A 23,156-nucleotide genomic window follows, 5' to 3' on the forward strand; every position below is an offset into this window, starting at 1 on the left:
CCACTACAGATGAACACCACCGGGAAAGCCAATTGGAAGCGCCACGCGGGATCTTTGCTGCTGGGCTTGTTATGCACCGTGGGCCTGATGAGCGAGATGGGCTACGCCCAGGCCGCCATCCCCGTGTATGGTTACTTCGTCAAGAATACCTATCCGCACGATCCCCAGGCGTTCACGCAGGGTTTGCTGTTCAAAGATGGCCATCTGTATGAAAGCACGGGCCAGAACGGGCAATCGTCCTTGCGCAAGGTGGAACTGACCACCGGCAAGGTGTTGCAGCGCGCCATGATGGACAAGGATGTGTTCGGCGAAGGCATCACCGATGTGGGCGATGAGATCATCGGCCTGACCTGGACCTCGCAAGTCGGTTATGTATTCGATCAGAAGACCTTCAAGCTCAAGCGCAAGTTCAGTTACACGGGCGAAGGCTGGGGCCTGGCCAGCGACCGGAAATATGTCTACATGAGCGATGGCAGCGCCTTCATCCGCGTGCTGGACCCGAAAACCCTGGCCGAAGTGCGCCGGGTCGAAGTCAAGGCCGAGGGCAAGCCGATCACGCGCCTGAATGAGCTGGAAATGGTCGATGGACAATTGTTCGCCAACGTCTGGGGCGCCGACGTGATCGCCCGCATCGACCCGGCCAGCGGCAATGTGGTGGGCTGGATCGACCTGACGGGCTTGCTGCCAGCCGGTCAGCGGGGCACCGATAATCCCGACGCCGTGCTCAATGGCATCGCCTGGGACGCCCGTGGAAAACGCTTGTTTGTCACCGGCAAGCTGTGGCCCAAGCTGTTCGAAATCGAGCTGATCGAGATTCAGCGTCATTGATATCCGAGGTGTCGTAGCGGACAGTGTTGCTAACGAGTAATGGTCTATGATGGCGTTTTTTTCACGCCGACGCGATCTTTACAGGTAACCATGCTGTCTCTGCCCCATCTTTCCCTTGCCGTGCTGCTGACCACCTGCTTGTCAGCGGCGCAGGCCCAAGCGCCGTATGTGCCGGTAACCAGGCAATACGGCGACTTCCTCGTCAGCAATGACCGCTTCCTGACCCAGGTAACCTTGTCTTTCCGCAAGCAGGGTTATTGGCCCGGCGGTGCGCGCGAGGTGGTGGAAGTGCGGCCCTTGCCGGCCAAACGTGAAGGCCAGCCCATGCTGCTGGCCTTTACCAAGGGTTTTACGGGCCTGGGCACCATCCTCATCGGCGTGCAGAATGGCGTGCCATTGATGCGCCCCATCAGCCCCTTGCTGGAAAACCGTCTGGTGCAAACCGAGCGCGACCCGGAATGGGGCGTGCCGCAGCCGGGCCGCAGCGAGGTGCTGCTGTTTGCCCGCGACGCGCGTGCGCTCGATACCGGCACCGGCGACTTGCTGTGGTTTGACGTGCCGGGCGTGGCGACCGGTGCATATCCGAGTGCCATGCTGCTGTCCGTCTCGCCCGACAATACGCGTGGCGCCTACCTGACGAAAACGCAGATTATCGTGGCCACCCGCGACGAGGGCGTCGTTGCCGCCTTGAGCTTGCCGCCAGACAGCGCTCAGCGCTGGTTCAAGCCGCTGTCGGATACTGCCAGCGCGCAGGCGCGTGCCGCCATCCAGGCTGGCCAGGGCCGCACGGACAATGTGCGCATAGAGCGTGAGCTGAAACTGGCCTGGTTTGGCCAGCAATTTCAATGGAAAGAAGGCAAGTACGGCTGGCAAGTGACAGGCCTGGGCCTCACGTCCACGCCGGTTGCCGGCAAAGGAGTACAGCCATGAAGCTGCATGTTGTCGCCGCCTGTGCGAGTGCGGCTGTGCTGGCCGGCTGCGTGCATGGCGAGATGTTCCCCAGGGATTATCTGGTCCAGGACATAGCCCAGCAGCAAGCCTTGCTGGAACTGGAGGTCGTCTTCGCGCAGGCGCCCGACTACAAGCTCAGTTCGCGCAGCTCGGCCCGCGCCGATGGCAGCGTGCAATATGCGGGCGGACCGCATATCGTGGTGCCGTTTTACCAGAAGGGGCTGGGTTTCGACCAGGGATTCGCGGGGACGTATATGTTTGCCGTACCGTATCCGGTCGCCAAGGTCGAGACGGCCACCGCCAGCAGCAGGGTGTTTGGCCAGCAGCTCGACCAGCAGCGCTACCGCTTCCGCGTGCCGGGCAAGGCGCAATGGAATAGCAATGAAACCTTTATGCTCAGCTTTGAGCGCAAGGGCTTGCGCGACGACCTCAGCTTCCGCTTCAGCCTTGAAAAGAGTTGTCCCTCTACTTTCAATGCGATCACGCCCAAATACGGTTTCCCGCTGGCCATCAAAGCCAGCTTCAACGGCAATAAAGGCTGCCTGAAAGTATGCGACCGCCGCGAACAGTATCCGGGCTTTTGCGCCTTCCAGCCACCGGCCGCCTGAGCATGTGAAAAGGGCTGGGTTCTGTGCAATACAGAACCCAGCCCAGGCTAGCCGGCAAAAGCGGTCTTAGCGGTAAAACGCTTCGACCGTGCCCTTCAGCTTGATTTGCAGAGGACGGCCGCGGCGGTCCAGCGACTTGGCGGAAGCGACCTTGATCCAGCGTTCGCTGATGCAATACTCTTCCACGTCAAGGCGTTCCTTGTCGTTGAACTTGATGCCGACATCGTGCTCGAATACGGCGGCGACGTGGAAAGGGCTGCTGGGATCGATCGACAGGCGATCGGGCAATGGGGGTAAGGTGGTGGTATCGTTCATGGGCAGAATTATCGCCCAGAATGCCGATCCAGACAACCGGGACGTGCTTGCCAGCCTGCCTGACCTTCCCGAGCTTTAATCAAAATTTCATGAAAGCTTAATAAATGTGCCGCAACCGATGCTCATACTGGAAACCATCGATACCGATACAAATCGCTCTCATTGAAAGAAATAGTATGATGTCCACATTGAAAAAACTCGTCGCCTCAGCCTCCATCGCCGCGCTGTCTTCCATCATGCTGGCGCCAGCCGCACAAGCGCAAGCCCCTGGCGGCAGCCCCGCCGATTACGGTACGCAGGTAGCGCAAGACACGCCGGCGCGTGTCGTAAACATCGACGCGAAAACCACCTACGTCAACGTCGAAGATGGCGAAACCGTCAAATTCAATGTCAGGGGCAAAATCTTTGTGTGGCATTTCGACACCTATCCCGAGACCTTCAGCGTCAAACTGTCACGCATCGCGCCGGCTGGCGTCGATAGCAAGGGCGTTACCGTGTATATCGACGGCAATCCGCTGTATCTTGGTTAAGCGCAGCTGGCAAAACTGGCCGTTGCCGGCTTTACTCGGCAACGGCCAAACGCAGTCCGGCGTCGCGATGACGATCAATTACGACTTGTCATCATTCTTGTGGCTTTGACGGCCTGCTTCCGCATGCTGTTCCGGCGTGCCGCCGCGCGTGCCAGAACCTGAGCCGGAACCGCCGCTGGCACTGCCGCCCGAACCCGATTGCTGGCTGCCGCCTTTCTGGCCCGATTGCTGCGAAGCCGAACCTTTGTCCCCTTTGTCCATATCGTTCTTGTGGCTTTGACGGCCAGCCTCGACATGCTGCTCGTGTGTTCCACCCTGCGTGCCGCCCTGGGTACCTGTGGATTGCTGGCTGCCTGACTGTTTTCCCGATTGTTGATTTTGCTGATCTTGCGTGGTCGATGGTTTGCCGGTCGTGCCGGTTTTATCGTTGCTGTTCGTAGTCATGATGATTCCTCTTTGAGTAAATGGATGATCCTGCCTGACCCATTCTCCATGCCTGACCCGGCGCTTGCTATAGGGGCACCGCCTGCCGGTATGTAGGAAAACTCTTGAGGGGGCGGCAACCATTTCTTGGTTGCATCAACTACGACAGCATTACAGGTGGCGCGTCTCTTGCGGCGGCGTGTCCCAGGCATCGTGCCAGCCATCGACAAAGGTGATGGGGGCGGCGGCCAGTTCCGCCACCGAGGCGTCGTCGAGGCAGTGCACGCTGATGCCGTAAAAGGGGCCGCTACGGGGCGAATCGCCCTGGCCGAAGGGCCGCACGCCGCAATGGCGGCAAAAGTAATGGCTTTCCCTGCCAGCGCCGAAGCGGTAAATGCCCAGGTCTTGCTCGCCGGCCAGCAGACGGAAGTCTGCAGGCGGCACCAGGCTGGCCCAGCAGCGCACTTTCAGGCAGTAGGAACAATTGCAGCGCAGGGTGGGGGCGGCCAGGTCGATCTCGGCCGCAAAGCGTACGGCGCCGCAGTGGCAACTGCCATGGTAGGTTTTTTTCACTGCCATCCTCGTTCAGCGTGGGCGATGCCTGACTGTACTGGAATGCAGCGCTGAAATGCAAGACGCCGCAGACCTTGCGGCCTGCGACGTCTCGTTCGTCACCGGGGAGTGACGCTCTTACCTGACAGTTACAGCGACTTCAGGAAAGCCAGCAGCGAATCGCGGTCTGTCTTGGACAGGTTGGCGAAACGTTGACGGGCTGCCGTGCCTTCGCCACCGTGCCACATGATGGCTTCGGTGAGGTTGCGGGCGCGGCCGTCATGCAGGTAGCCAGCCTTGCCGCTGGTGCCCATGACTTTATCCGAGTAGCCGATACCCCACAGCGGGGAGGTACGCCACATGCTGCCTGCTGCCTGGCCTTCGGTGAACTTGTCGGCCAGATCAGGACCCATATCGTGCAGCAACAGGTCGCTGTACGGACGGATGGTCTGGTTGCGCAGCTCTGCAAACAGGTGGCCGTTGCCGGTTTTCATCTCTACCGTATGGCAGGCAGCGCAACGCATGCCCTGGAACAGCTTGGAGCCGGCAGCAACTTTCGCAGGATCAACGTCGAGCTCTTCGATCGGGGCCACGCCTTTCGGGAAGCCGCTCGGGATGCTGCGCTGGGCCGGTACCGCCACCAGTGCCAGATAGTTGGAGATCTTTTGCAGATCCGCTTCCGACACGCCAGGCTGCGAGCCGCCCGAGGCGCAAGCGACCGGACCGTTCATGCAGGCACGGTTCGGATACACCGGCGAGGTGACTGCCATGTCCAGCATCAGCGCTTCGGCTGCCTGATGGCGCAAGGTGGACTTGCCGGCTTTCCAGCCGAAACGGCCCAGGCGTACGGCGCCCGATTCAGGATCGTAGACATAGTTAGCCTGGCCCTTGACGCCATCGGCGTCCGGTGTGGTGCGGGCACGGGCGATGATGTCCGCTTCCGGTATGGCTTCCAGCAGGCCGGTACCGATCATCGGCTGGGCAGAGCGCAGCGAATAGATCTCGGGTACCGGGCCTTCGAAGGCCAGCACGGGTTTGCGCAGTTCGACCTTGGTGCCGTCAGCCAGGCTGACGTTGCGCGTGTCGAAGCTGCCCACGCTGACGGTGGTGCCCCAGTTCTGCGGTGCGCCGGTCGACGAGACGGAGTTCATCTGGATCGCGGTGCCGTATTGCGGATGCGGCACTTGCTTGCCATCCGGGCCCGTCACAGCAACGCGCACGCCCATGGTGTCGAGGCGCTGGTTGATCGAGTTTGGCGCCGGGCTGCGGCCATTGTCGATGTGGCAGGCGATACAGACCGATTGCGTGAAGCGCGGGCCTTGCTTGCCGACAGCCGGCTGGTAGCGGTCGTTGCCATTCTCGTTATGGTCACCGGTGGTGAAGTTGGTGTGCACCAGGCGGCGGCCCTCAACAAAGCGCTGCATGTTTTGCATGCCGATATTGTTGTGCGGCTGCTGGAACATGAACAAGGCATTGTCCGAGTAGTTATAGGACACCGAGCCCAGGCCGCCCGACAGGGTTTCCTCTGGCAGTGGTACCGAGTTCAAACGCGGTTGCACGCCATACCATGGGCGCAGGCCGGCGCCGACCACATAGCTCCACTCGTAGGAGTAGTAGCGGATGCCGCCATTGTCGCCAATCGCGCCCATCGACTGGGTGGTGGTAAACATCGATGGCGACACTTCGATGATGTCGCCGGCCACCAGGTTGCGCGCCTTGATGTCCTGGCCATTCGGGAAGCCGTTCGCGTCGAGGCCGCCGTGGCCTGGATATTCCTTGACCAGCAAGGTACAAGCGCCATTGATGCCGTTAGGCGAGCTCAGCTTGTTGTTGGCAGGGTAGGGAACCGGTTTGCAGACCGGTACGTTGCGGTCCACCAGTTCGCCTGGCGACATCCAGCCGTAGCCGGTCACGCCTGGACGGTCGTAGCCACGGAAGAAGGCTACGCCGCCGTTCAGGAAGTCGACGGTGGTGTACTGGTTGACGATCAGGGTCGGCTTGGTCACGCCGGCAACACGGCTGTTGTCGATGATTTCGACGCCCCAGGTACGGTTCTGGAAGTATTGCGGCACGAAGGTCAGGTAATTGCCCGGGCCTTTGTCGACCGGCAAGCCGGTGATCGGGTCCACCGTTTCGTTCGGGCCATAACCGATCTCGTTCCACTCTTCACCGCGCTCGCGGCCATGGCGGGCCAGGCCGCGCGCGCCGAAGCGGGTGACCAGGGTGCCGTCTGGCAAGGTGAATTGCAAGGTTTCCAATGGTTCAGCTACCGCAGGCAGCGGCTGCATGGCGGTGCCATTGGCCGGGTATTTCAGTGCCGAAGTGGTGTTGGCAGGCAAGCTGTTATCGCTGCCTGGCGATTTGAAGCCCACTTCCAGCAAGGAATAACCGTATTGCGAGGAGCGCGCGATGCCTTGCAGGCGGATGTAGCGCGAGTTGATGCCCAGATTATAGAATTCCTCGGTGCCGCCCTGGCCATTGGCCACATAGCGCACTTGCGTCCAGGTCTGGCCGTCATCGGACACTTGCAGCGCATACTGCTTGCCGTAGGCTGCTTGCCACTGCAGCTTCATGTAGCCGACCTGGGTCTTGGCGCCAAAGTCGAACTGGATCCAGGCGCCATCTTCAAACGCGCTGCCCCAGCGGGTATCGAGTTTGCCGTCGATCGCCATGGCGGCTGACAGGCCCGGATTTTCCAGGCGCGACGCTGTAGCGGTTACCGGTTTGATGGTCACGCCAGGCAAGGTCGGATCGAATACCACCGGTGGTTGCGGTTCCGTGGTCGGCGGTTGTTCGGCGGGGGTGCCGGTAAAAGCCTGGATTTCAAAGATGGAATAGCCGTACTGGCCCGAGCGTTTTACGCCCTGCATGCGCAGGTAGCGGCCCTGGCCCGAAAAGCCCGTGATATCTTCGATGCCACCCTGGCTGTCGTTGACTTCCTTGACCGTGGTCCAGATTTTATTGTCATCCGACACTTGCAGCAGGTATTGGCTGGCGTGGGCATTTTCCCATTCGATATGCACGCGCGTAATCGTTTGCGTGCTGCCGAAATCGAGCGTCAGGTATTCATTGTCGCTAAACCCGCTGCCCCAGCGCGTATTCGGGTTGTGGTCGATGGCCGCGGCAGCACTCAGGTCGCCCCGTTCGGACGAGCTGGCCGCTGCGCTGACCGGTGTCAGCACCGTTTCGACCGACGAAACGGAAGAGCCCAGCAAACGCTGCGACTGCGGGCTGTTGGCGTCGCTACCGCCGCCGCCGCACGCTGCCAGCAATAGCGCCAATGCCAGCGGCGCTCCCCGTGTTGAAAGATGGCGCAGAGTGGGCATCGTCATGCTCCGCCTGTGTACCGCTTTATTATGCATATGCTTCCTTTTTTATCGCTGCGTAAAATACGCCACCTTCTCCGACCCGTGCGGATGCTCCCGTGCTGCTGTTTTATCGGCCCGGTGGGGCCGGCGCCGACAACGTTTTTCTTGATGGGGATGGGGTGTGCGTGAATTTATTTCATACGGCAACTATTGCCGTATGGAAATAGTGCGCCTAAGTTATCGCAGGCAGAAAGGCATGTCAAGCGTACATCGCATTGCTTGATTGAAAACGACAAAAGATTAATGCGTATTGACAAAAGGTAAGGTTTTGAAGGCAGATGACGGTGAGATTTGGCTAGATTTAGCTTATTATTCAGCCCGTTAACGCCAGAGGCCCGGCCTTGCCGCTGCATGCGACAAGGCCGGGCCTCTGCTAAGGTGAAAAAAATTACTTTTCGGCGAAGGCGCGCTCGACCACGAAGTCGCCAGGCGTGGAAGTATTGCCTTCCTTGAAGCCGCGCTCTTCCAGCATTTCCTTCAGGTCGCGCAGCATGTCGGAGCTGCCGCAGATCATCACGCGGTCGACGGCCGGGTCCAGCGCAGGCACGCCCAGGTCTTCGAACAGCTTGCCGTTTTCGATCAGCTCGGTGATACGGCCCGTGTTGCGGAAGTCTTCGCGCGTCACGGTCGGATAGTAGCGCAGCTTGTCGGTCACCATTTCGCCGAGGAATTCATGGTTCGGCAAATGATCGACCAGCAGATCGTGGTAAGCCAGTTCATCGACCTGGCGCACGCCGTGCACCAGAATCAGCTGGTCAAAGCGCTCGTAGATGTCCGGATCGCGCACGATGCTGAGGAAAGGCGCCAGGCCGGTGCCGGTCGACAGCATGTACAGGCGCTTGCCTGGCAGCAAATAATCGGAGACCAGGGTACCGGTAGGTTTGCGGCCAACGATCACGGTGTCGCCCACTTGCAAGTGCTGCAGGCGCGAGGTCAGCGGACCGCCTGGCACTTTGATGCTGAAAAATTCCAGGTGTTCTTCGTAATTGGCGCTGGCGATGCTGTAGGCGCGCAGCAGCGGCTTGCCGTCCACGCGCAAGCCTATCATCGTGAAATGGCCATTCGAGAAACGCAGCGACGTATCGCGCGTAGTGGTAAAGGAGAACAGGGTATCCGTCCAGTGGTGCACGCTTAATACGCGCTCTTCATTCATCGAACTCATAATGTGTGTTTTACTAGTCAAAAAGATGGTTATGTGCTGGCAAGTGCTGGCAAAAGTGAAACCCTGTGTCGGCCCAGCTGCTATTGTACGCAGCTCTGCCTGAAATTGTTACCGTCTATCGCCACCAATGCTGCCGCACACGATACTGACATTATAGTGCCGATGACAAGATGCGGCGCAATTTCACCATATTTGCCCGTGTTCGGCCGCATGCCGGCCGCAATAATTTAATAGATTGTCATCGCAAATGCCCAGGGACTGCAAGATTTCACGCATGAAGCTGACCGGGGCCGAGCCTGGCGCGGTTATTACCCGGCCATCGGCGACGGCGTACGGCACCTCCTGGTAAAGGGCGGCGCCTGCATAAGATAGTTGGACCAGGTTGGCCGCCGAGTTCGACGTATGGCGCACATGGTCGAGCAGGCCGGCTTGCGCCAGCGCACGCGTGCCGTCGCAAATACCGGCCACCACGATGCCGCGCGCATGGGCTGCCGCCAGCAGGGCGGTGATGCCGGGCGCCTGCGGCGTTTGCCAGATGCTGCCGCCGCAAACGATCAAGACGTCCAGTCCATCGAGCGAAATGTCTTCCAGCGCCAGTTGCGGCGTGACCAGCATGCCGCCGGACGAGGCCACCTGCCTGCCGCCTGGCGTGGCAAAGCTGGTGTAGAAACCATAGTACTGGCGGGCGGTAGAATTGAGCAGGGCGGTTTCCCAGTCAGAGAAATTGTCGGTCAGGATGGTGATGGCGCGTGGCATGGAGAGTCCTTTCAAAGCAAGGGCGCGCGCACCGGAGAGACTCTGGTGCGCGCGCGGAAAGAAAGGACTTTAGCGTTTGCCACTGTCAGTTTCTGTCAGTGGCCGTCAAGCTCGCTCTATTTCATGGCCACTTTCACCAGCACCGGATCGTTACGGTACACGGCCGGCATGAAACGCTTCAGATTTGCCACTTTCGGCAGATCGTTGACGGCGATATAGCCATTGTCCGGGTACATGGCCAGGAAGTTCTGGTGATAGGCTTCGGCCATATAAAAGCGCTTGCCATCTTCGATCTTCGTCACGATGGGCGCCTTGAAGGCGTGCGAAGCGTCGAGCTGGGCAATGTAAGCTTCGGCCACCTTGCGCTGGGCCGGCGTGGCAGGGAAGATTGCCGAACGGTATTGCGTGCCGCTGTCCGGGCCCTGGCGGTTCAGCATGGTGGGGTTGTGGGCGACAGAAAAGAACACCTGCAGCAGCTTGCCGTAGCTGACCTGCGACGGGTCGAACGTCACTTGCACCGATTCGGCGTGGCCCGTATTGCCATAGCCGACATCATCATAATGCGCGCTGCCCGCCGCGCCGCCCGTGTAGCCCGATACGGCGTTTTTCACGCCCTTCACATGCTGGAACACGCCTTGCACGCCCCAGAAGCAGCCGCCGGCAAATACGGCCGTCTCTTCATGGCCCGTCACCGCTTCATCGACCGTCGGCGCGGCGATGACGACGGCGTCTTCGGCCGACAGGGCAGGCAATTGCGGCAGCAGCAAGACGGCTGCCAGGGCGGCGCCACCGGCCAGTTTCAACAGCGTTGATGCACGAGGTTTTGATTGCTTGTTCATGATGTGTATTCCTTTCAAAAAATTGAGAGATCAGCCAAAGGTGAAGGCATAAGCCTGCACGCCAGGGTCGAGGAATTCGATGCTGAAAGTGTGGTCCATGACCGGGCCGTCCAGGCGCAGCAGCTGGTACAGGCGCTGGCCCGTGACCGTGCCGCTGCCATCGGCCTGGATGTCGCTACCGTGGCTGGCGTTTGGCGCAGCGCCGTCCAGCGTGACCTTGAAGCGCACCGGCTTGCCATCCTTGCCCGGGCCCAGCACCAGATGCACGTCACGGGCATGGAAGCGGTAGACGATGCGGCCAGTTCCTTTCGTCAGGGTCACGTTTTCAGCGCTGGCGTGCCAGCTGCCTTCCAGCGCCCACTGGTTCAGCGCCAGTTGCGCTGGCGCCGTGTAGCGCTGCGTGCGGTCTTTCTTTTCGCCGCCTGGCGAAGCGAAATTGCTGGCGCGGTCGGTGCCCAGATAGGTTTCAGGCGAACCGACATCGGCGCCATTGCTGGCTTGTTCGACGCCGGTGGCGTCCGGCATGCCGCTGACGACGCCGCCTGCCACGTTCTTGTTGCCTGCTTCGGCCAGCAGTTGCTGGATGATTTTTTCGGACTCGGCATATTCGCCTTCGCCGAAATGGTGGCCACGGATCTGTCCCTTGGCGTCGATGAAGTAGTGGGCAGGCCAGTATTCATTGCCGAAAGCGCGCCAGATGGCGTAATCGTTGTCGATGGCGACCGGGTAATCGATGCCCAGGTCTTTCACAGCCTTGCGCACGTTGCCGATGTCGCGTTCGAAGGCGAATTCCGGTGCATGCACGCCGATCACCACCAGGCCCTGGTCGTGGTATTTCGCGGCCCAGGCTTTGACGTAAGGCAGGCTGCGCAGGCAGTTGATGCAGGAATAGGTCCAGAAATCGACCAGTACCACTTTGCCTTTCAGGCTGGCGGCTGTCAGTGGTGGCGAATTGAGCCATTGCACGGCGCCATCGAGCGGTGGCAGCGGGCCTTCGGACGGCAGGGCAGTCGTGTGCGAGGCTGCGGCCATCATGGCGTTCGAGGCGGCCATGGCCGGCGCCGGGGCTGGCTTGGGCTTGAATTTATCGAGCAGCGATTGTTCCAGCGAGGTCGTGCCGCTGTTCGACACCTTGGTCAGCAAGCCCGTATCGAGGCCCAGGGCGATGGCGACCACGCCGGCCAGCATGGCCAGACCCAGGCCACGGCGTATCCATTCGCCGGCGCCCAGCGAGCGCTTCATGGCGGTAAATACCTTGCCGCCGATCAGCAGGGCCACTGCCAGCGAGGTGGCGGCGCCGGCCGCATAAGCGAGCAGCAGGAAAGTAGTGCCCACGCTGGCGCCATTCAATGCAGCGCCCGTCAATACCAGGCCCAGGATGGGGCCGGCGCAAGGCGCCCACAGCAGGCCGGTGGCAATCCCCAGCAGGAACGATGCTTTGACGCTGCCCTGTTTGCTGTCAGCGGCAGGCTGCTGCGCCGCGTTCGATAAACGGCTGCCCAGCGTCACCAGCGGCGCCGTCAGTTTTTCCGCCAGATGCGGCAGCAGCAGGGTCACGCCAAAAAACGCCATCAGCGCCATGGCCAGCCAGCGGCCATATTGATTCGCCTGCACCACCCAGCCGCCACCGACGGCGGCTAAAGTAGCCACAGCGGCAAAGGTCAGGGCCATGCCGGCCAGCAGCGGCAAGCCGCTGCGGCGGAACGGTTCGCTGCTGCGGGCGAACACGAAGGGCAGTACAGGCAAAATGCAGGGGCTGACGATGGTCAGGGCGCCGCCCAGGTAGGAGAGGAGGAGTAATAACATGGTGTCTTCTTTTTATGGGTAGATAAGAGGTGAACCGCTCAGGCGGCGCCGGGCGCAAAATTCATGGCGACGCCGTTCATGCAATAGCGCAGGCCGGTGGGCGCCGGGCCATCGTCGAATACATGGCCCAGGTGGCCGCCGCAGCGCCGGCACTGCACTTCCGTGCGTTCCATGCCCAAGGTGCTGTCGGTCTTGTCGTTGACGGCGCGCGGCAAGGGCTTCCAGAAGCTGGGCCAGCCCGTGTGGCTATCGAACTTGGTGCTGGACGAAAACAGGGGCAGCTGGCAGCCGGCGCAGCTGAACGTGCCGCGCCGGTGTTCCGAATTCAAGGCGCTGCTGTAGGGGCGCTCGGTACCGGCCCGGCGCAGTACGTCGAACTGTTGATCTGTGAGTAACTTTTTCCACTCTGCGTCAGAATGCATGACTTCATACACGGTGCTCGCCGGGGCGACTGGGGTAGCGCCGGTAGCGTTGCGCCAGCTCAGCGAGCCGGCGATCAGGGCAGCGCCGCCGGCGGCGCTGGTGAGCAAGAATGTGCGGCGCGATAACATATGGCCTCCTGGCGTGGTTACTTGAACTTGAGTTACTTGAAGAATCGTTGATTCGATGTAGCCATTGTGTTCCCGCCCTGGTGACGAAGTCCTCACGTAAAGTTAAATGATTTGTGATACTTTCAAAGGGCATCCTCAGGCACAATGCGGCCATACTGAATACGGAAGAGTTGACCACGTGGATAAAAACAAGCGCATCTTGATCGTCGAAGACGACCAGCCCATCGCCGACCTGCTGCGTTTGCATCTGCGCGACGAGGGTTACGAGGTATGCCATTGCGCCGATGGCGACCTGGGTTTGCAGCAGCTGCGCCAGGGCGGCTGGGATGCGCTGATCCTCGACCTGATGCTGCCCGGCGTCGATGGCCTGGAAATTTGCCGTCAGGCACGCGCCATGCCCACTTATACGCCCATCATCATCACCAGCGCGCGCGCCAGCGAAGTCCACCGCATCCTGGGCCTGGAACTGGGCGCCGACGACTACTTGGCCAAGCCATTTTCCGTGCTGGAACTGGTGGCGCGCGTCAAAGCCTTGCTGCGCCGCACCGACGCCATGCTGAAACAGCGCAAGGGAGAAGAGGGCAGCCTGTCGCTGCACGGCGTGGCGCTCGACCCGATCACCCGCATCGCCAGCGTCGATGGCAAGCGCCTGGACCTGACGCCGCGCGAATTCGATTTGCTGTACTTTTTCGTGAAACAGCCAGGTAAAGTATTTTCGCGGCTGGACCTGCTGAACCAGGTCTGGGGCTACCAGCACGACGGTTATGAACACACGGTCAACACGCATATCAACCGCCTGCGCGCCAAGATCGAGCTCGATCCTGCCGAACCGCGCCGCATCCTGACCGTATGGGGCCGTGGTTATCGCTTTGCCGCCGCTGACGAGGGCGCGGCGTGAAACTGAATCTCACCCTGACCCAGCGCTTGTCGCTGGTGTTCGCCATTTTGCTGCTGGCCTGCTGCGGCGCCTCGGCCTGGCTGCAGATACGCTCGAACAGCATGCATGAAAAGGAAGTAGTGCAGGGCTTGTCGCGCGGCGTGGCGGAAAGCATCGCCCACGATACCCCGGTGATGGGCGAGCATGGCTTGATGCCCGACGCCGTGCGGCGCATGTTCGACCAGTTGATGACGGTCAACCCCAGCGTCGAAGTCTATCTGCTGGACCCGCATGGCGTGATTATCGGCCATGCGGCGCCGGCCGGCCACTTGCTGCGCCCCGTAGTGAACCTGGCGCCCATCCACCGCTTCCTGATTGGCGGCATGTTGCCGATCCTGGGCGACGATCCGCGCAGTATCGATGGCAAGAAGGTCTTCAGCGTGGCTGCCTTGCGTTCGGGCGCGCATCAGGATGGCCCTGTTTCCGGCTATATCTATGTGGTGCTGCAGGGCGAAGAACATGACCGACTGGCCGCGCGCGTGGCGGCCAGCTCCGTGCTGCGCAATACCTTGTGGTCGATGGCCCTGGTTGGCTTGCTGGTCCTGGTGGCCGGCCTGGTGGCCTTGCGCCTGATCACGCGGCCGCTGCACCGCTTGACGGAAACCATGCGCGACTTCGACACTCACGCGGAGCCGGTGGAATTGCCCTTGACGACCACGCCAGCCAGTGCCGGCCAGCGCGATGAAATCGCCGTGCTTGAAACGGCGTTCGCGCAAATGTCCGGGCGCATCGGCGAACAATGGCGCACCCTGTCGCGGCAAGACCAGGAACGGCGCGAGCTGGTGGCCAATATCTCGCACGATCTGCGCACGCCCCTGGGTTCCTTGCATGGCTACCTGGAAACCCTGCTGCTGAAAGACGCCACCCTGGCGCCGGCCGAGCGCCAGCGCTACCTGGGCATTGCGCTGGCGCAAAGCAGCAAAGTAGGCAAGCTGGCGCAGTCGCTGTTCGAACTGGCGCGGCTGGAACATGGCTCGGTCGAACCGGTGGCCGAAGATTTCCTGCTCAGCGACCTGATACAGGACGTGTACCAGAAATGCGAACTGAAGGCGCAGGCCGGCCAGGTCAGCCTGGAGGCCAGCATGCCGCGCGACGCTAACCTGGTGCACGCCGACCTGGGCCTGATCGAGCGCGTGCTGACCAACCTGCTCGATAACGCCATCCGCCACACGCCAGCCGGCGGCAAAGTAACCGTGGCGCTGCGAAGGGAAGGGCGGCAAGTGCTGGTGACAGTCAGCGATACAGGGCAGGGCATCCCGCCCCAGTTGCTGGAAAAACTGTTCCGCCGCCCCTTCAGCCCCGGCACCGACGGCCGCAACGGCGGCCTGGGCCTGCTGATCGTCCAGCGCATCCTGCAATTACATGGTAGCGCTATTGAATTGCGCAGCGAGCCAGGCAAGGGCGCTGTGTTCTGTTTTGCGCTGCAGGCGGCTGGGCGCGCTTGAATCAGCAGGGGAGTGTACGTGCAATTCGTTAAGACCGCGGGTGGGTTCGATCCCTGCCAGCCATACCATCTCCCTCGATATTTTCATGCATCCGCATCCAATCCAGCCATGTGTACGTAAGTGTCTGAACGTAACAGAGAGGACATCGCATGGCAAATTGATTAAACCAGCAATTTATAAACGATCCGGAGAGATTTCTTTCTGGTTGCAAGAGCATCGACACGGCGAAGACGCAGCACGGCTCCGGCTATGCCATCGACGCGAACGGCATCGCCAGTCTCGACATGGTCGCTTATTCGCCGTCGCAGGTGATGGTCAAGCAGGCCGACGGTCGCTTCTTCAGCGAGACGCCGATCAGGGCTTATTATTTGCCGTCCCAGGTCAACCAGACCATGTCCATGAACTTGGGCAACAGCAGCAATTTCTTCTTCACCGACCTGATCACTGGCTGCCAGTTCATGGCTTATGGTAACAATCGGCATAACCTCACGGTTTGCCACATCAACGCGCTGGACGAAGGGGCCCCCGCCTACGAACGGGCGGCGGCGGGCATCCGCTCGCATCGTTTTCCGATTGAAATCATTCATGGGCCGAGCCAGTACCGCGCAGGTCTGTCGGCGGTGGATGGGCCCAACTCCGTCGTCACCGTCATCGGCTGGCGCCGCGCGGATGGATGGCATTTTTATGCTCGCCAGTGCGTCAACTCGCCGAACAACAAGTTTGTGGTCGGCACGGCGGCGACCGAATTGCTACCGGCGCGCAGATACTAGAATAGCCGCCGAAGCCGCTGCGCGTTTGCGGCGTCCCGGCCGATGGCGGGGATCACCGCGTCCATGTCCTGGCCGGCCGTGCTGGCCATGCCAGCGCCGACCTGCTGCGGCTGCACCTGCGCGACGAAGGCTATGAGGTATGCCATTGCGCCGATGGCGACCTGGGTTTGCAGCAGCTGCGCCAGGGCGGCTGGGATGCGCTGATCCTCGACTTGATGCTGCCCGGCGTGGATGGCCTGGAAATTTGCCGCCATGCCCACTTACACGCCCATCACCAGCGGCCCGCGCCAGTGAAGTGCACCGCATCCTGGGCCTGGAACTGGGCGCCGACGATTACCTGGCCAAGCCGTTTTCCTTATTCATTGCGCTGTCCACGAGCTAGCCAGTGCACAGCCACCTTAGTACGGGTTGTCTTCACGCATGCGTTCACGACACTGTTGTAAAGCCCTGATGAGCATGTCGAGTTGAGACTGGCGCGTAGCAAGGGGATGCTCCGCTACAGTAGATCTCAAAATATCATGATGATCAATCCAGAACAGCCCAGGAGTTTCGAGGAATTTCTGATACTCGTCATCTGACATTCGTGCCATGGTAGGTATGTCTACCGCTTCGATCTCGATAGTGCCTTTGTAGGTTGACATTGACGCCTTTGGTAGATTGATTAAGAATCGGGAGAATAATACGTTTTCCTATGGATCTATTCGAAACCGATTTCGGTAGCGCTGACCTTTATGGCGTGCCGGTCCCAGTTGCCACCACCGATCTTGGTGCGGACCTTAACTTCCATTTTGGCGGGGGCTCGGACGGTGCCGTCTTCTTGAACATAGATCCTCCCCTCTGCCATTAAATCAGTTGCTTTCGCCATACCACGCTTGATGCCTCGCACGAAGACGGGGTCCGAAGACGGGGTCAGTTCTGCCATTCAGACACGACCTCATGTATCTGCGACATACCAAATACAATATTGTGCAAATTAATAATCTATATTTATTAACAGTTCATAAAGACTCCAATATAGCGCTCGATGCTTATTTAAGTAGGCGATGCAATTAGCAATTTCCAATTAATAGGAAAAAAATACAGCCGAGCTCGTGTCTGAATGGCAGAACTGACCCCGGCTTCGTTGCCGACGTTCTCAATACACTAAGCCCGTAATGCGGGCCGTGGGCGCTGCTGTGAGTGAATTTCCTTTACCGGCGTTTGCCGTTTTCAAACGAACCAGGAAGCATTGGCGAGCCTTTACTCACTGTCTTGCCACGCCGCTTCGTCATGATTTTTTTATATAGCGCATGCCGATATTCGGGCTCCACCGCCAGCAGCTTACCGGCCAATCCTCTAGGCCTCTTCTTCGGCGGCTTTGCCATACGTTTTCCGGTGTTATTGGTACTTATGACCGTGAATTGAAAAGAATGAATCCGCAGCCTTCTCAGGCTCACCTTTGTACGGGTCTTCAGGGACATATAGCTTTGCTAGCGCATCCGCTCGCTTCAAAGGCAATCCGAGATAAGTCAATCGATTCCCAAACCGTTTAGCTTCTGACAATTCATCTTCAGCGTGTTCAATTCTCATCTTCACCGTTTCCACATCAGCCAGCTTTTGAGACTGCACCATGGCAGATACTACTGCCTGAAGCACCTTGTCCTGCAAATGGTCCATGTTCGCCTTCGACAGTATTTCACCAACATAAGGTATTTCTAACTCGATTTTCAAAAGGTTCATTTAACGGGCTTTCAAATTTTAAATTTTTCGCAGCATCCGGCCGCTACGAACACGCCTGATGGCATCGATTTTCCTATTCATCCTTCTGCGGAGGCATTGCACTGGCATGCAAACATTTAACAGCAGCTGCGTGTTCATAGCAAAGAGCCACGCGGCCAGTTTTGGTATCCAAGACCCACGCGCGGTCATCTTCTGGCGTTGAGGCTTTGCTTGCCGCGATCTGATATCGTCCGGGCTGGTCACAGCCGACCAGAATCATCAATATGATTGTAGAAAGATAGCGCACGATTTCCGATTCACTCTGCTTCGATAGTGAACTTCGCTTCACCGCTCGATGTTCGGACGACAGCATCTTTGATGTGTCCAATAAGTCGTCCCCCTGCTTCGTAAAACTCATCGCCATCAATACGATAAAAAAGGCTCACGCCATTCCGAACGAACTCGTCCTCATCAATCTGACCGATGTATCCGCCATCTAGCGTTTTAACGATGTATCGTCCCTTGCTGTAGTCGATCATAGTGAACCTTTTAATTATTCGGCAACCGGCCGTTTGTGGGGGCGATTAACATGCCATTTTTCCTATTCCAGTTTTCGCTTCAGCTAACGAGCCCAGGCCTTGCTTATGCCGCCCTACGCGCCGCAGGCGGCGTCCAGCCTTGCCCGAGGGCGATGATTTGCCATTCGGGCTGGACCGACATGATCGCGTTGTCGCAATAGTGCTTGACCTGTTCAATGGCAAGGCCGCGCTGCTTGTGGCCGGGGCCCGTGCTGCACTTGAAGCGGTGGGCCAGTTCTAGGATGTTGACCTTGGCGTCCTTCTCGCCGATCTTCGGCCGCACCAGGTCGGCAAGACCTTTGGCCATGTGTTGCAGCTTGGGGTCGTCGGTGTCGATGGACAGGTCCGACAGCTTGTTGGCCAAGTTGGTGCCGGTGGCCTTAGTGGACAGCAATTTGAGGCAAGTCTTGTAGTGCTTTTTGTCGTCGATCGCCATGCTTTATTTTCCTCGCTAGCCGGCAACGTACCGACCTTCTCAATGCACCAGGCCCGTCAAGCGGGCCGTGGGTGCTGCTGCGGTGCCTTCCTAGCTTTTGAGCCATTGAGACGTTTGGTCTTGGGAGCCGAACTTCGTTTCAAAAGTAGTCACATCGATGGGTTGAACATTGACCTGCAATGCAGCCATACCGTGATCGCGCAGCCAAGCAAAGCGATGTCGACCGTTATTAAACCGCACAAAGCCGTCGACAATACAAACTTCCGGCATCTCCACAGGCCTCGCTGACATTATCCATTTTGCAAAATTTTCGTACTTGCCAGGCATTCCATTATCGCCGCCAGCTCCAATATATTCATTCGTACTGCGCTGCCATTCATGCTCTAGCTTGACGACAGACACCCAAACTGGAACATCTCCAGACTCTGGAAGCACCATCTTCCATTCAATTTTCATCCAATGTCCGGATTTACTTTTTTCCATAATTTTCCCTAGAGCTTAATACCAAGGAGGATAGAAACTGCCTTTAATTTTTCGTCTGGTAAAAGGCTCAATTTCTGGGCCAGTGCCAGGAAGTGGGGATCGATTCCGTGGTCGATGTAGTTCGTCGTCCCGTCTGTTCGCTTAGAGCCCATCCCTGATGACAGCCACAACGCGTCGTCGCCAAGAACAGCGGCTATCTCGGTGATGTTTCGAGCTGTCTTGTGCTCCCCGGTCTCCAGCGCACCGATTGTGGATTGCGGAACGCCCACGCGATCCCCCAACGCCTGTTGTGTCAGCTTCGCTTCAGTTCGTGCTTCCTTCAGCCTGTCCTTGAGTAACGACATTCCTATTTTCCGGCCTACTTTGGCTGCGCCTGGATTGCGCGTTTCAACTTCTGTTCGGCTGTCTGCAATTGGCTATATGCCCACGGCACATTACCGCCCTTGTCCAGTTCTCCGCCGAGCGCGTTCCGTGCCGCCTCCACAGCCTTTAAGGCAACTTTCAGGTCTTTTACGATATCCATATTTCCTGAGGTCAGTGCTGTTGAATGGAGCGTGTCGTATTGAGGCCGCGCAGGTTTGTATGCTCGGTGACGGTGTACCTGGCGATCACTTTGCCATCGGGAGTAATTTCCTCATACTCGTCGATCTCGGTCTGTCCCATCGACCCTTTCGTGCGCGAGCCAACGTGACGCAATTCATTGACCGGTGCGATCTTCAATTCGTCTCTCAAATTCATAGTTTGTTTCCCCGACTGCTTTAGAAGGTTTCCGCAGCATCGCCTGCTGCATCACGCAATTCTCGCCCAATTGCTCTTGCCTGCGCCGCAGGGATCTGCCTGCTGGGCACTGGAGGATTCAGCATCGTGGCGAGCGTACCGGTGTCATCGTTATCAGCCTCGATTTCCTGGCGCAATGATTCGGTTGCCGCCTCAATCGCTTGCTCACGAGTCATGTCGCCAGCCGCGACCAATTCCGCTGCGTCATTTTCGATGCGTTCGGCACATGCTTCGCGATATTCTTCTTCCGCTTCCTCAACCGCCACTGTTGATCCGTAGCCCATGATGTACTCCTTCAAATCTCATTTGAACCGGCACCACACCGGTTCCTCTCAACCTAAAAGTCAGCTCGTGGCTGGCGATGGTCCTGCTATCGTGCGATTTTCCGCTGGAAGTTAAGCCGCTTTAACACGTTCGTAAAGATGGTCTAAGGTGAGCATAGTAATTTTCCCTCTGCTTAAAACGAGTATGTGGGTTGTCGGCGAACAACTTTCAAGTGCGAAAGATAAATAATATGCAATCTTGCCTTATCATAATACATCAGCAAAAGCTTGACGATGCCTTTCATTCGAAACTTCAAGATAGGATTAATATGGTCCAGCTCACCATACCCAAGCATGAGTTGAATGGTGTCCAGATCGTGGCCTTGTGCGGAGAGCCTAGATGCTATTGAGCGTAGGCCAGAATGACTGCTTCCGCCCTTAATTTCCGCGTCCCGATACAGCTTTGTAACGTGACTTTGCAGCGCGTAACAGGCCGCGTAATCGATTTGCTCGCCAGCGCCGCTCGACCCGAAGGGTTAGATAGTCCTCAAGTGCAGCAACAAGATCACGGTTGGTCGTATACACGCACCGCTGGCGACAACCTTTGTAATGACCGAAGCGACACTTCCTGCCGTAGCTTGCCGCCGACGAACATAAAATCGCCCACTTCAACCTGCCCTATCTCGGACATGCGCACGCCCATTGGGATATCCATCATCAGCACGTCGCGCTCTGGGGCTAACTGGTGGCGCGGATTAGATGCCAGTACTGGCCCGGCTTTAGAACGATAGTTGGACGAAAAATACGTCAACTCCCGCAACGTGACTGCCTGGGCCGTGACAGTAGAAATGCGCATCCCAGCTTGCCCCGCTACAGGCAACCGCATCCCATCCATCCCCCACCACTTCCCCCTGTCCGCCAGATTTCAACTGAAACAATCTTTCGATAGCCCGAAACATGGCTGTCGTCCTGGGGTCTTATTCTGTACTCATGGCATCGGCCATTCAAGTCCAGAAAGCGAGGCTTATCATGAAAACCAGGATTCCTTTACTTATTCCACTGCTTACCGTCGGCCTTGCCAGCGTCTGCAGCGCAGCGCTGGCGACCGAGTACGGCAACGTCGTCTCCAGCACGCCTGTGACGGCGCAAGTGGCCGTACCACAGCAAAGCTGCCAGAACGTCACGCAAGTGCGCGCCCCCGAAACTTCGGGCGGCGGCGCGGTGGCGGGCGCGCTGATCGGTGGCCTGGCCGGCAATGCCATCGGCGGCGGTGCTGGCCGCGCGCTGGCGACTGGCCTCGGTGTGGTGGCGGGCGCGATTACCGGCAACAACATTGAAGCGGCCAATACGCCGCCGCAGCAAGTCAATACCCTTGTGTGCCAGAACGGGGCCAGCTACGTCAACCGCGTGATCGGCTATGACGTCACCTACGATTACCAGGGCCAGCGCTACCAGGCCCGTGTGCCGCAAGACCCGGGAGACCGCATTGCCGTGAACGTGTCCGTGTCGGCCACCGGCGACACTTCCTCGCCAGCCGTGATGCAGCAACAAGTGGTGCCCGCGATGGCCAGCACCACCGTCTACGTCGATAACCCGAACGTGGGCTGGTATCCACCCTATGGTTACTACGGTTATGGAAGTTTCGGCGGGCCGGTAATCGGCATAGGCGCACACTTTGGCGGCGGCTTCCACCACGGGCGTCGCTTCTGATCCGGGGCGCCGTTGCCGCCATCGGGCGGCAGCGGCGCCGCTGTTACGGACGCGGCCATAAAAATTATGTGCCGCGTGTAGACTTTGACATTGTAAATAAGAAATTATTAGGGGTAATAGATGACGCGTTCTGCCCAGACCGTTTTTCCTGTGCGCGCTGCGGGGCGCATTCTGCCGTGGTTGCTGGTGGGCCTGTTGGCCGTAGCCGGCGTTGGCGGCTGGTGGTGGCACTCGCATCAACAGGCCCAGGGCCAGGCTGCAGGCCAGTCGCATGACGGTGGTGGTGGCCGCGCGCATGGAGGGCCGGGGGGCAGGGCTGCGCCGCCATCGCCGGTTTCCGTACAAGTGGCGCGCAAGCAAGACATCCGCGTGCTGGTCACCGCCATCGGCAATATTGCCGCCTCGAATACGGCCATCGTGCATGCCCAGGTCAGCGGCGTGCTGCAGCGCCTCGATTTTGTCGAAGGCCAGCAGGTGAAAGCCGGCCAGTTGCTGGCACAAATCGATCCGCGCTCGTTCCAGGCCAGCCTGGACCAGTCGCAAGGCGCGCTGCTGCGCGACCAGGCGCAGCTGGAAAACGCCAGGATCGACCTGGTCCGCTACCAGGGTTTGCTGGCCAAGGATGCGATTCCGAAACAACAGCTCGATACCCAGGTAGCGCTGGTGCATCAGCTGGAAGGCACGGTGAAACTGGATCAGGCCGCCGTCGCCAGTGCCCAGCTGCAATTGTCCTACACCCGCGTGACGGCGCCGATAGCGGGCAGGGTGGGTCTCAAGCAGGTTGACCTGGGCAATGTGATCCAGCCTACGGATGCGAATGGCGTGGTGATCATTACGCAAACCCGGCCCATCGCTTTGACGTTTGCCGTGCCGGCCAGCAATATCCCCGTGATCTCAAAGCGCCTGCACGGCGGCGTGGCCATGCCCGTGCAAGCGTTTGACCGTGGCGGCAAGCAGCCCCTGGCCGTGGGCACGGTGGCCACCGTGGACAATAGCATCGACGTGACCACCGACACCATCAAGGTCAAGGCGCTGTTCCCGAATCTTGATGACAGCCTGTTCCCGAACCAGGCCGTCAACGTCAGCCTGCAGCTCGACACCCTGCACGATGTGCTGGCCGTGCCGCAGGCGGCCGTGCTGCGCGGCGCGCAGGGCGCGTATGTGTATGTGGTGGGGGCGGATAACAAAGTCAGTGTGCATGTGGTGCAGCCGGGCGCGTCCGATGCCAGCTGGGTGGCTGTGCAGGGCGACTTGCAGGCCGGTGACCGGGTAGTGATCGATGGCGGCGACCGCTTGCGGCCCGGGGCCACGGTGGAGGTGATTACAGCGCAGGCGCAGCAGCATGCCGCCCCGGCAGTTGCACACTGAGT

30 protein-coding genes and 1 pseudogene are annotated in these 23,156 nt (G+C 59.2%); 10 read left to right on the top strand and 21 right to left on the bottom strand.

Annotated features, from left to right (window positions below):
- Positions 1 to 9 precede the first annotated feature (9 nt).
- From HDE72_RS03905 to HDE72_RS03915, 3 genes are all read left to right on the top strand, one after another.
- A complete protein-coding gene (locus HDE72_RS03905) occupies positions 10 to 828 on the top strand; it encodes a glutaminyl-peptide cyclotransferase (RefSeq protein WP_183737417.1) in 819 nt (272 codons plus the stop codon).
- Positions 829 to 918: 90 nt separating this feature from the next.
- On the top strand, positions 919 to 1,758 hold the full coding sequence (locus tag HDE72_RS03910; RefSeq protein WP_221291146.1) for a hypothetical protein: 840 nt from the start codon (positions 919 to 921) through the stop codon (positions 1,756 to 1,758).
- The gene (locus tag HDE72_RS03915; RefSeq protein WP_183737418.1) at positions 1,755 to 2,387 is read left to right on the top strand and encodes a hypothetical protein; all 633 of its coding nucleotides are present in this window, start codon (positions 1,755 to 1,757) and stop codon (positions 2,385 to 2,387) included. The genes HDE72_RS03910 and HDE72_RS03915 overlap by 4 nt, the downstream gene beginning before the upstream one ends.
- 66 nt (positions 2,388 to 2,453) lie before the next feature.
- On the opposite strand, the gene HDE72_RS03920 is transcribed toward HDE72_RS03915, so the two are convergent.
- The gene (locus HDE72_RS03920; RefSeq protein WP_183737419.1) at positions 2,454 to 2,702 is read right to left on the bottom strand and encodes a DUF3297 family protein; all 249 of its coding nucleotides are present in this window, start codon (positions 2,700 to 2,702) and stop codon (positions 2,454 to 2,456) included.
- 176 nt (positions 2,703 to 2,878) lie between these two features.
- Between HDE72_RS03920 and HDE72_RS03925 the strand changes: the two genes are divergently transcribed.
- Positions 2,879 to 3,232 carry a CzcE family metal-binding protein gene (locus HDE72_RS03925; protein ID WP_183737420.1) on the top strand — a complete coding sequence of 118 codons (354 nt, stop codon included), beginning with the start codon at positions 2,879 to 2,881 and terminating at the stop codon, positions 3,230 to 3,232.
- 78 nt (positions 3,233 to 3,310) lie between these two features.
- Here the strand turns inward: HDE72_RS03925 and HDE72_RS03930 are convergent, their stop codons facing one another.
- The 8 genes from HDE72_RS03930 to msrB all read right to left on the bottom strand — a co-directional run bounded on the left by HDE72_RS03930 (position 3,311) and on the right by msrB (position 12,689).
- The gene (locus HDE72_RS03930; protein ID WP_260176479.1) at positions 3,311 to 3,676 is read right to left on the bottom strand and encodes a stress-induced protein; all 366 of its coding nucleotides are present in this window, start codon (positions 3,674 to 3,676) and stop codon (positions 3,311 to 3,313) included.
- 150 nt (positions 3,677 to 3,826) lie between these two features.
- Positions 3,827 to 4,234, bottom strand: a complete 408-nt coding sequence (locus tag HDE72_RS03935; RefSeq protein ID WP_221291147.1) for a GFA family protein — start codon at positions 4,232 to 4,234, stop codon at positions 3,827 to 3,829.
- 122 nt (positions 4,235 to 4,356) lie between these two features.
- Positions 4,357 to 7,539 (bottom strand): di-heme oxidoredictase family protein, encoded by a 3,183-nt coding sequence (locus tag HDE72_RS03940; RefSeq protein ID WP_260176480.1) that lies wholly within the window; start codon positions 7,537 to 7,539, stop codon positions 4,357 to 4,359.
- 424 nt (positions 7,540 to 7,963) lie between these two features.
- Positions 7,964 to 8,737, bottom strand: a complete 774-nt coding sequence (locus tag HDE72_RS03945) for a ferredoxin--NADP reductase (protein ID WP_183677958.1) — start codon at positions 8,735 to 8,737, stop codon at positions 7,964 to 7,966.
- Positions 8,738 to 8,920: 183 nt separating this feature from the next.
- Positions 8,921 to 9,493, bottom strand: coding sequence for a DJ-1/PfpI family protein (locus tag HDE72_RS03950; protein WP_183737422.1), 573 nt, complete (start codon positions 9,491 to 9,493; stop codon positions 8,921 to 8,923).
- Positions 9,494 to 9,609: 116 nt separating this feature from the next.
- Positions 9,610 to 10,332: a peptide-methionine (S)-S-oxide reductase MsrA gene (msrA, locus tag HDE72_RS03955; protein ID WP_183737423.1), complete on the bottom strand. Its 723-nt coding sequence runs from the start codon at positions 10,330 to 10,332 to the stop codon at positions 9,610 to 9,612.
- A gap of 30 nt (positions 10,333 to 10,362) precedes the next feature.
- Complete coding sequence (locus HDE72_RS03960) at positions 10,363 to 12,138, bottom strand: cytochrome c biogenesis protein DipZ (protein WP_183737424.1); 1,776 nt, start codon at positions 12,136 to 12,138, stop codon at positions 10,363 to 10,365.
- A gap of 38 nt (positions 12,139 to 12,176) precedes the next feature.
- Positions 12,177 to 12,689 (bottom strand): peptide-methionine (R)-S-oxide reductase MsrB, encoded by a 513-nt coding sequence (msrB, locus tag HDE72_RS03965; protein ID WP_183737425.1) that lies wholly within the window; start codon positions 12,687 to 12,689, stop codon positions 12,177 to 12,179.
- 178 nt (positions 12,690 to 12,867) lie between these two features.
- On the opposite strand from msrB, the gene HDE72_RS03970 reads away from it, so the two are divergent.
- The 4 genes and pseudogenes from HDE72_RS03970 to HDE72_RS03985 all read left to right on the top strand — a co-directional run.
- Complete coding sequence (locus tag HDE72_RS03970) at positions 12,868 to 13,587, top strand: response regulator transcription factor (protein ID WP_183737426.1); 720 nt, start codon at positions 12,868 to 12,870, stop codon at positions 13,585 to 13,587.
- Positions 13,584 to 15,071 carry a sensor histidine kinase gene (locus HDE72_RS03975; RefSeq protein ID WP_183737427.1) on the top strand — a complete coding sequence of 496 codons (1,488 nt, stop codon included), beginning with the start codon at positions 13,584 to 13,586 and terminating at the stop codon, positions 15,069 to 15,071. The genes HDE72_RS03970 and HDE72_RS03975 overlap by 4 nt, the downstream gene beginning before the upstream one ends.
- Before the next feature lie 284 nt (positions 15,072 to 15,355).
- Entirely contained in the window at positions 15,356 to 15,841 is a 486-nt protein-coding gene (locus HDE72_RS03980; protein ID WP_183737428.1) for a hypothetical protein, read from the top strand.
- A gap of 68 nt (positions 15,842 to 15,909) precedes the next feature.
- Positions 15,910 to 16,199, top strand: a pseudogene (locus HDE72_RS03985) (response regulator); the annotation flags it as partial.
- A gap of 40 nt (positions 16,200 to 16,239) precedes the next feature.
- Here the strand turns inward: HDE72_RS03985 and HDE72_RS03990 are convergent.
- The 12 genes from HDE72_RS03990 to HDE72_RS04045 all read right to left on the bottom strand — a co-directional run bounded on the left by HDE72_RS03990 (position 16,240) and on the right by HDE72_RS04045 (position 20,932).
- Positions 16,240 to 16,482, bottom strand: coding sequence for a hypothetical protein (locus HDE72_RS03990; protein WP_183737429.1), 243 nt, complete (start codon positions 16,480 to 16,482; stop codon positions 16,240 to 16,242).
- 56 nt (positions 16,483 to 16,538) lie between these two features.
- The gene (locus HDE72_RS03995; protein WP_183737430.1) at positions 16,539 to 16,763 is read right to left on the bottom strand and encodes a hypothetical protein; all 225 of its coding nucleotides are present in this window, start codon (positions 16,761 to 16,763) and stop codon (positions 16,539 to 16,541) included.
- A 268-nt stretch (positions 16,764 to 17,031) separates the two neighbouring features.
- On the bottom strand, positions 17,032 to 17,205 hold the full coding sequence (locus tag HDE72_RS04000) for a hypothetical protein (RefSeq protein ID WP_183737431.1): 174 nt from the start codon (positions 17,203 to 17,205) through the stop codon (positions 17,032 to 17,034).
- Positions 17,206 to 17,218: 13 nt separating this feature from the next.
- Entirely contained in the window at positions 17,219 to 17,560 is a 342-nt protein-coding gene (locus HDE72_RS04005) for a hypothetical protein (protein ID WP_183737432.1), read from the bottom strand.
- 296 nt (positions 17,561 to 17,856) lie between these two features.
- On the bottom strand, positions 17,857 to 18,078 hold the full coding sequence (locus tag HDE72_RS04010) for a hypothetical protein (protein ID WP_183737433.1): 222 nt from the start codon (positions 18,076 to 18,078) through the stop codon (positions 17,857 to 17,859).
- Positions 18,079 to 18,181: 103 nt separating this feature from the next.
- Positions 18,182 to 18,553 (bottom strand): hypothetical protein, encoded by a 372-nt coding sequence (locus HDE72_RS04015; RefSeq protein WP_183737434.1) that lies wholly within the window; start codon positions 18,551 to 18,553, stop codon positions 18,182 to 18,184.
- A 90-nt stretch (positions 18,554 to 18,643) separates the two neighbouring features.
- Positions 18,644 to 19,036 (bottom strand): hypothetical protein, encoded by a 393-nt coding sequence (locus HDE72_RS04020; RefSeq protein ID WP_183737435.1) that lies wholly within the window; start codon positions 19,034 to 19,036, stop codon positions 18,644 to 18,646.
- An 8-nt stretch (positions 19,037 to 19,044) separates the two neighbouring features.
- Positions 19,045 to 19,380: a helix-turn-helix transcriptional regulator gene (locus HDE72_RS04025; RefSeq protein WP_183737436.1), complete on the bottom strand. Its 336-nt coding sequence runs from the start codon at positions 19,378 to 19,380 to the stop codon at positions 19,045 to 19,047.
- 14 nt (positions 19,381 to 19,394) lie between these two features.
- Complete coding sequence (locus HDE72_RS04030; RefSeq protein WP_183737437.1) at positions 19,395 to 19,559, bottom strand: hypothetical protein; 165 nt, start codon at positions 19,557 to 19,559, stop codon at positions 19,395 to 19,397.
- A gap of 11 nt (positions 19,560 to 19,570) precedes the next feature.
- Positions 19,571 to 19,774, bottom strand: coding sequence for a hypothetical protein (locus HDE72_RS04035; RefSeq protein WP_183737438.1), 204 nt, complete (start codon positions 19,772 to 19,774; stop codon positions 19,571 to 19,573).
- A gap of 20 nt (positions 19,775 to 19,794) precedes the next feature.
- Positions 19,795 to 20,097 (bottom strand): hypothetical protein, encoded by a 303-nt coding sequence (locus HDE72_RS04040; protein WP_183737439.1) that lies wholly within the window; start codon positions 20,095 to 20,097, stop codon positions 19,795 to 19,797.
- 544 nt (positions 20,098 to 20,641) lie between these two features.
- Positions 20,642 to 20,932, bottom strand: a complete 291-nt coding sequence (locus tag HDE72_RS04045) for a hypothetical protein (protein WP_183737440.1) — start codon at positions 20,930 to 20,932, stop codon at positions 20,642 to 20,644.
- Positions 20,933 to 21,105: 173 nt separating this feature from the next.
- Between HDE72_RS04045 and HDE72_RS04050 the strand changes: the two genes are divergently transcribed.
- Together HDE72_RS04050 and HDE72_RS04055 are read left to right on the top strand one after the other, a co-directional pair.
- On the top strand, positions 21,106 to 21,786 hold the full coding sequence (locus HDE72_RS04050; RefSeq protein ID WP_183737441.1) for a glycine zipper 2TM domain-containing protein: 681 nt from the start codon (positions 21,106 to 21,108) through the stop codon (positions 21,784 to 21,786).
- A 120-nt stretch (positions 21,787 to 21,906) separates the two neighbouring features.
- Positions 21,907 to 23,154, top strand: coding sequence for an MdtA/MuxA family multidrug efflux RND transporter periplasmic adaptor subunit (locus tag HDE72_RS04055; RefSeq protein WP_183737442.1), 1,248 nt, complete (start codon positions 21,907 to 21,909; stop codon positions 23,152 to 23,154).
- The last annotated feature ends 2 nt before the right edge of the window (positions 23,155 to 23,156 follow it).

The sequence above is a fragment of the Janthinobacterium saanense genome, from assembly GCF_014200675.1.
Taxonomy (GTDB): domain Bacteria; phylum Pseudomonadota; class Gammaproteobacteria; order Burkholderiales; family Burkholderiaceae_D; genus Janthinobacterium.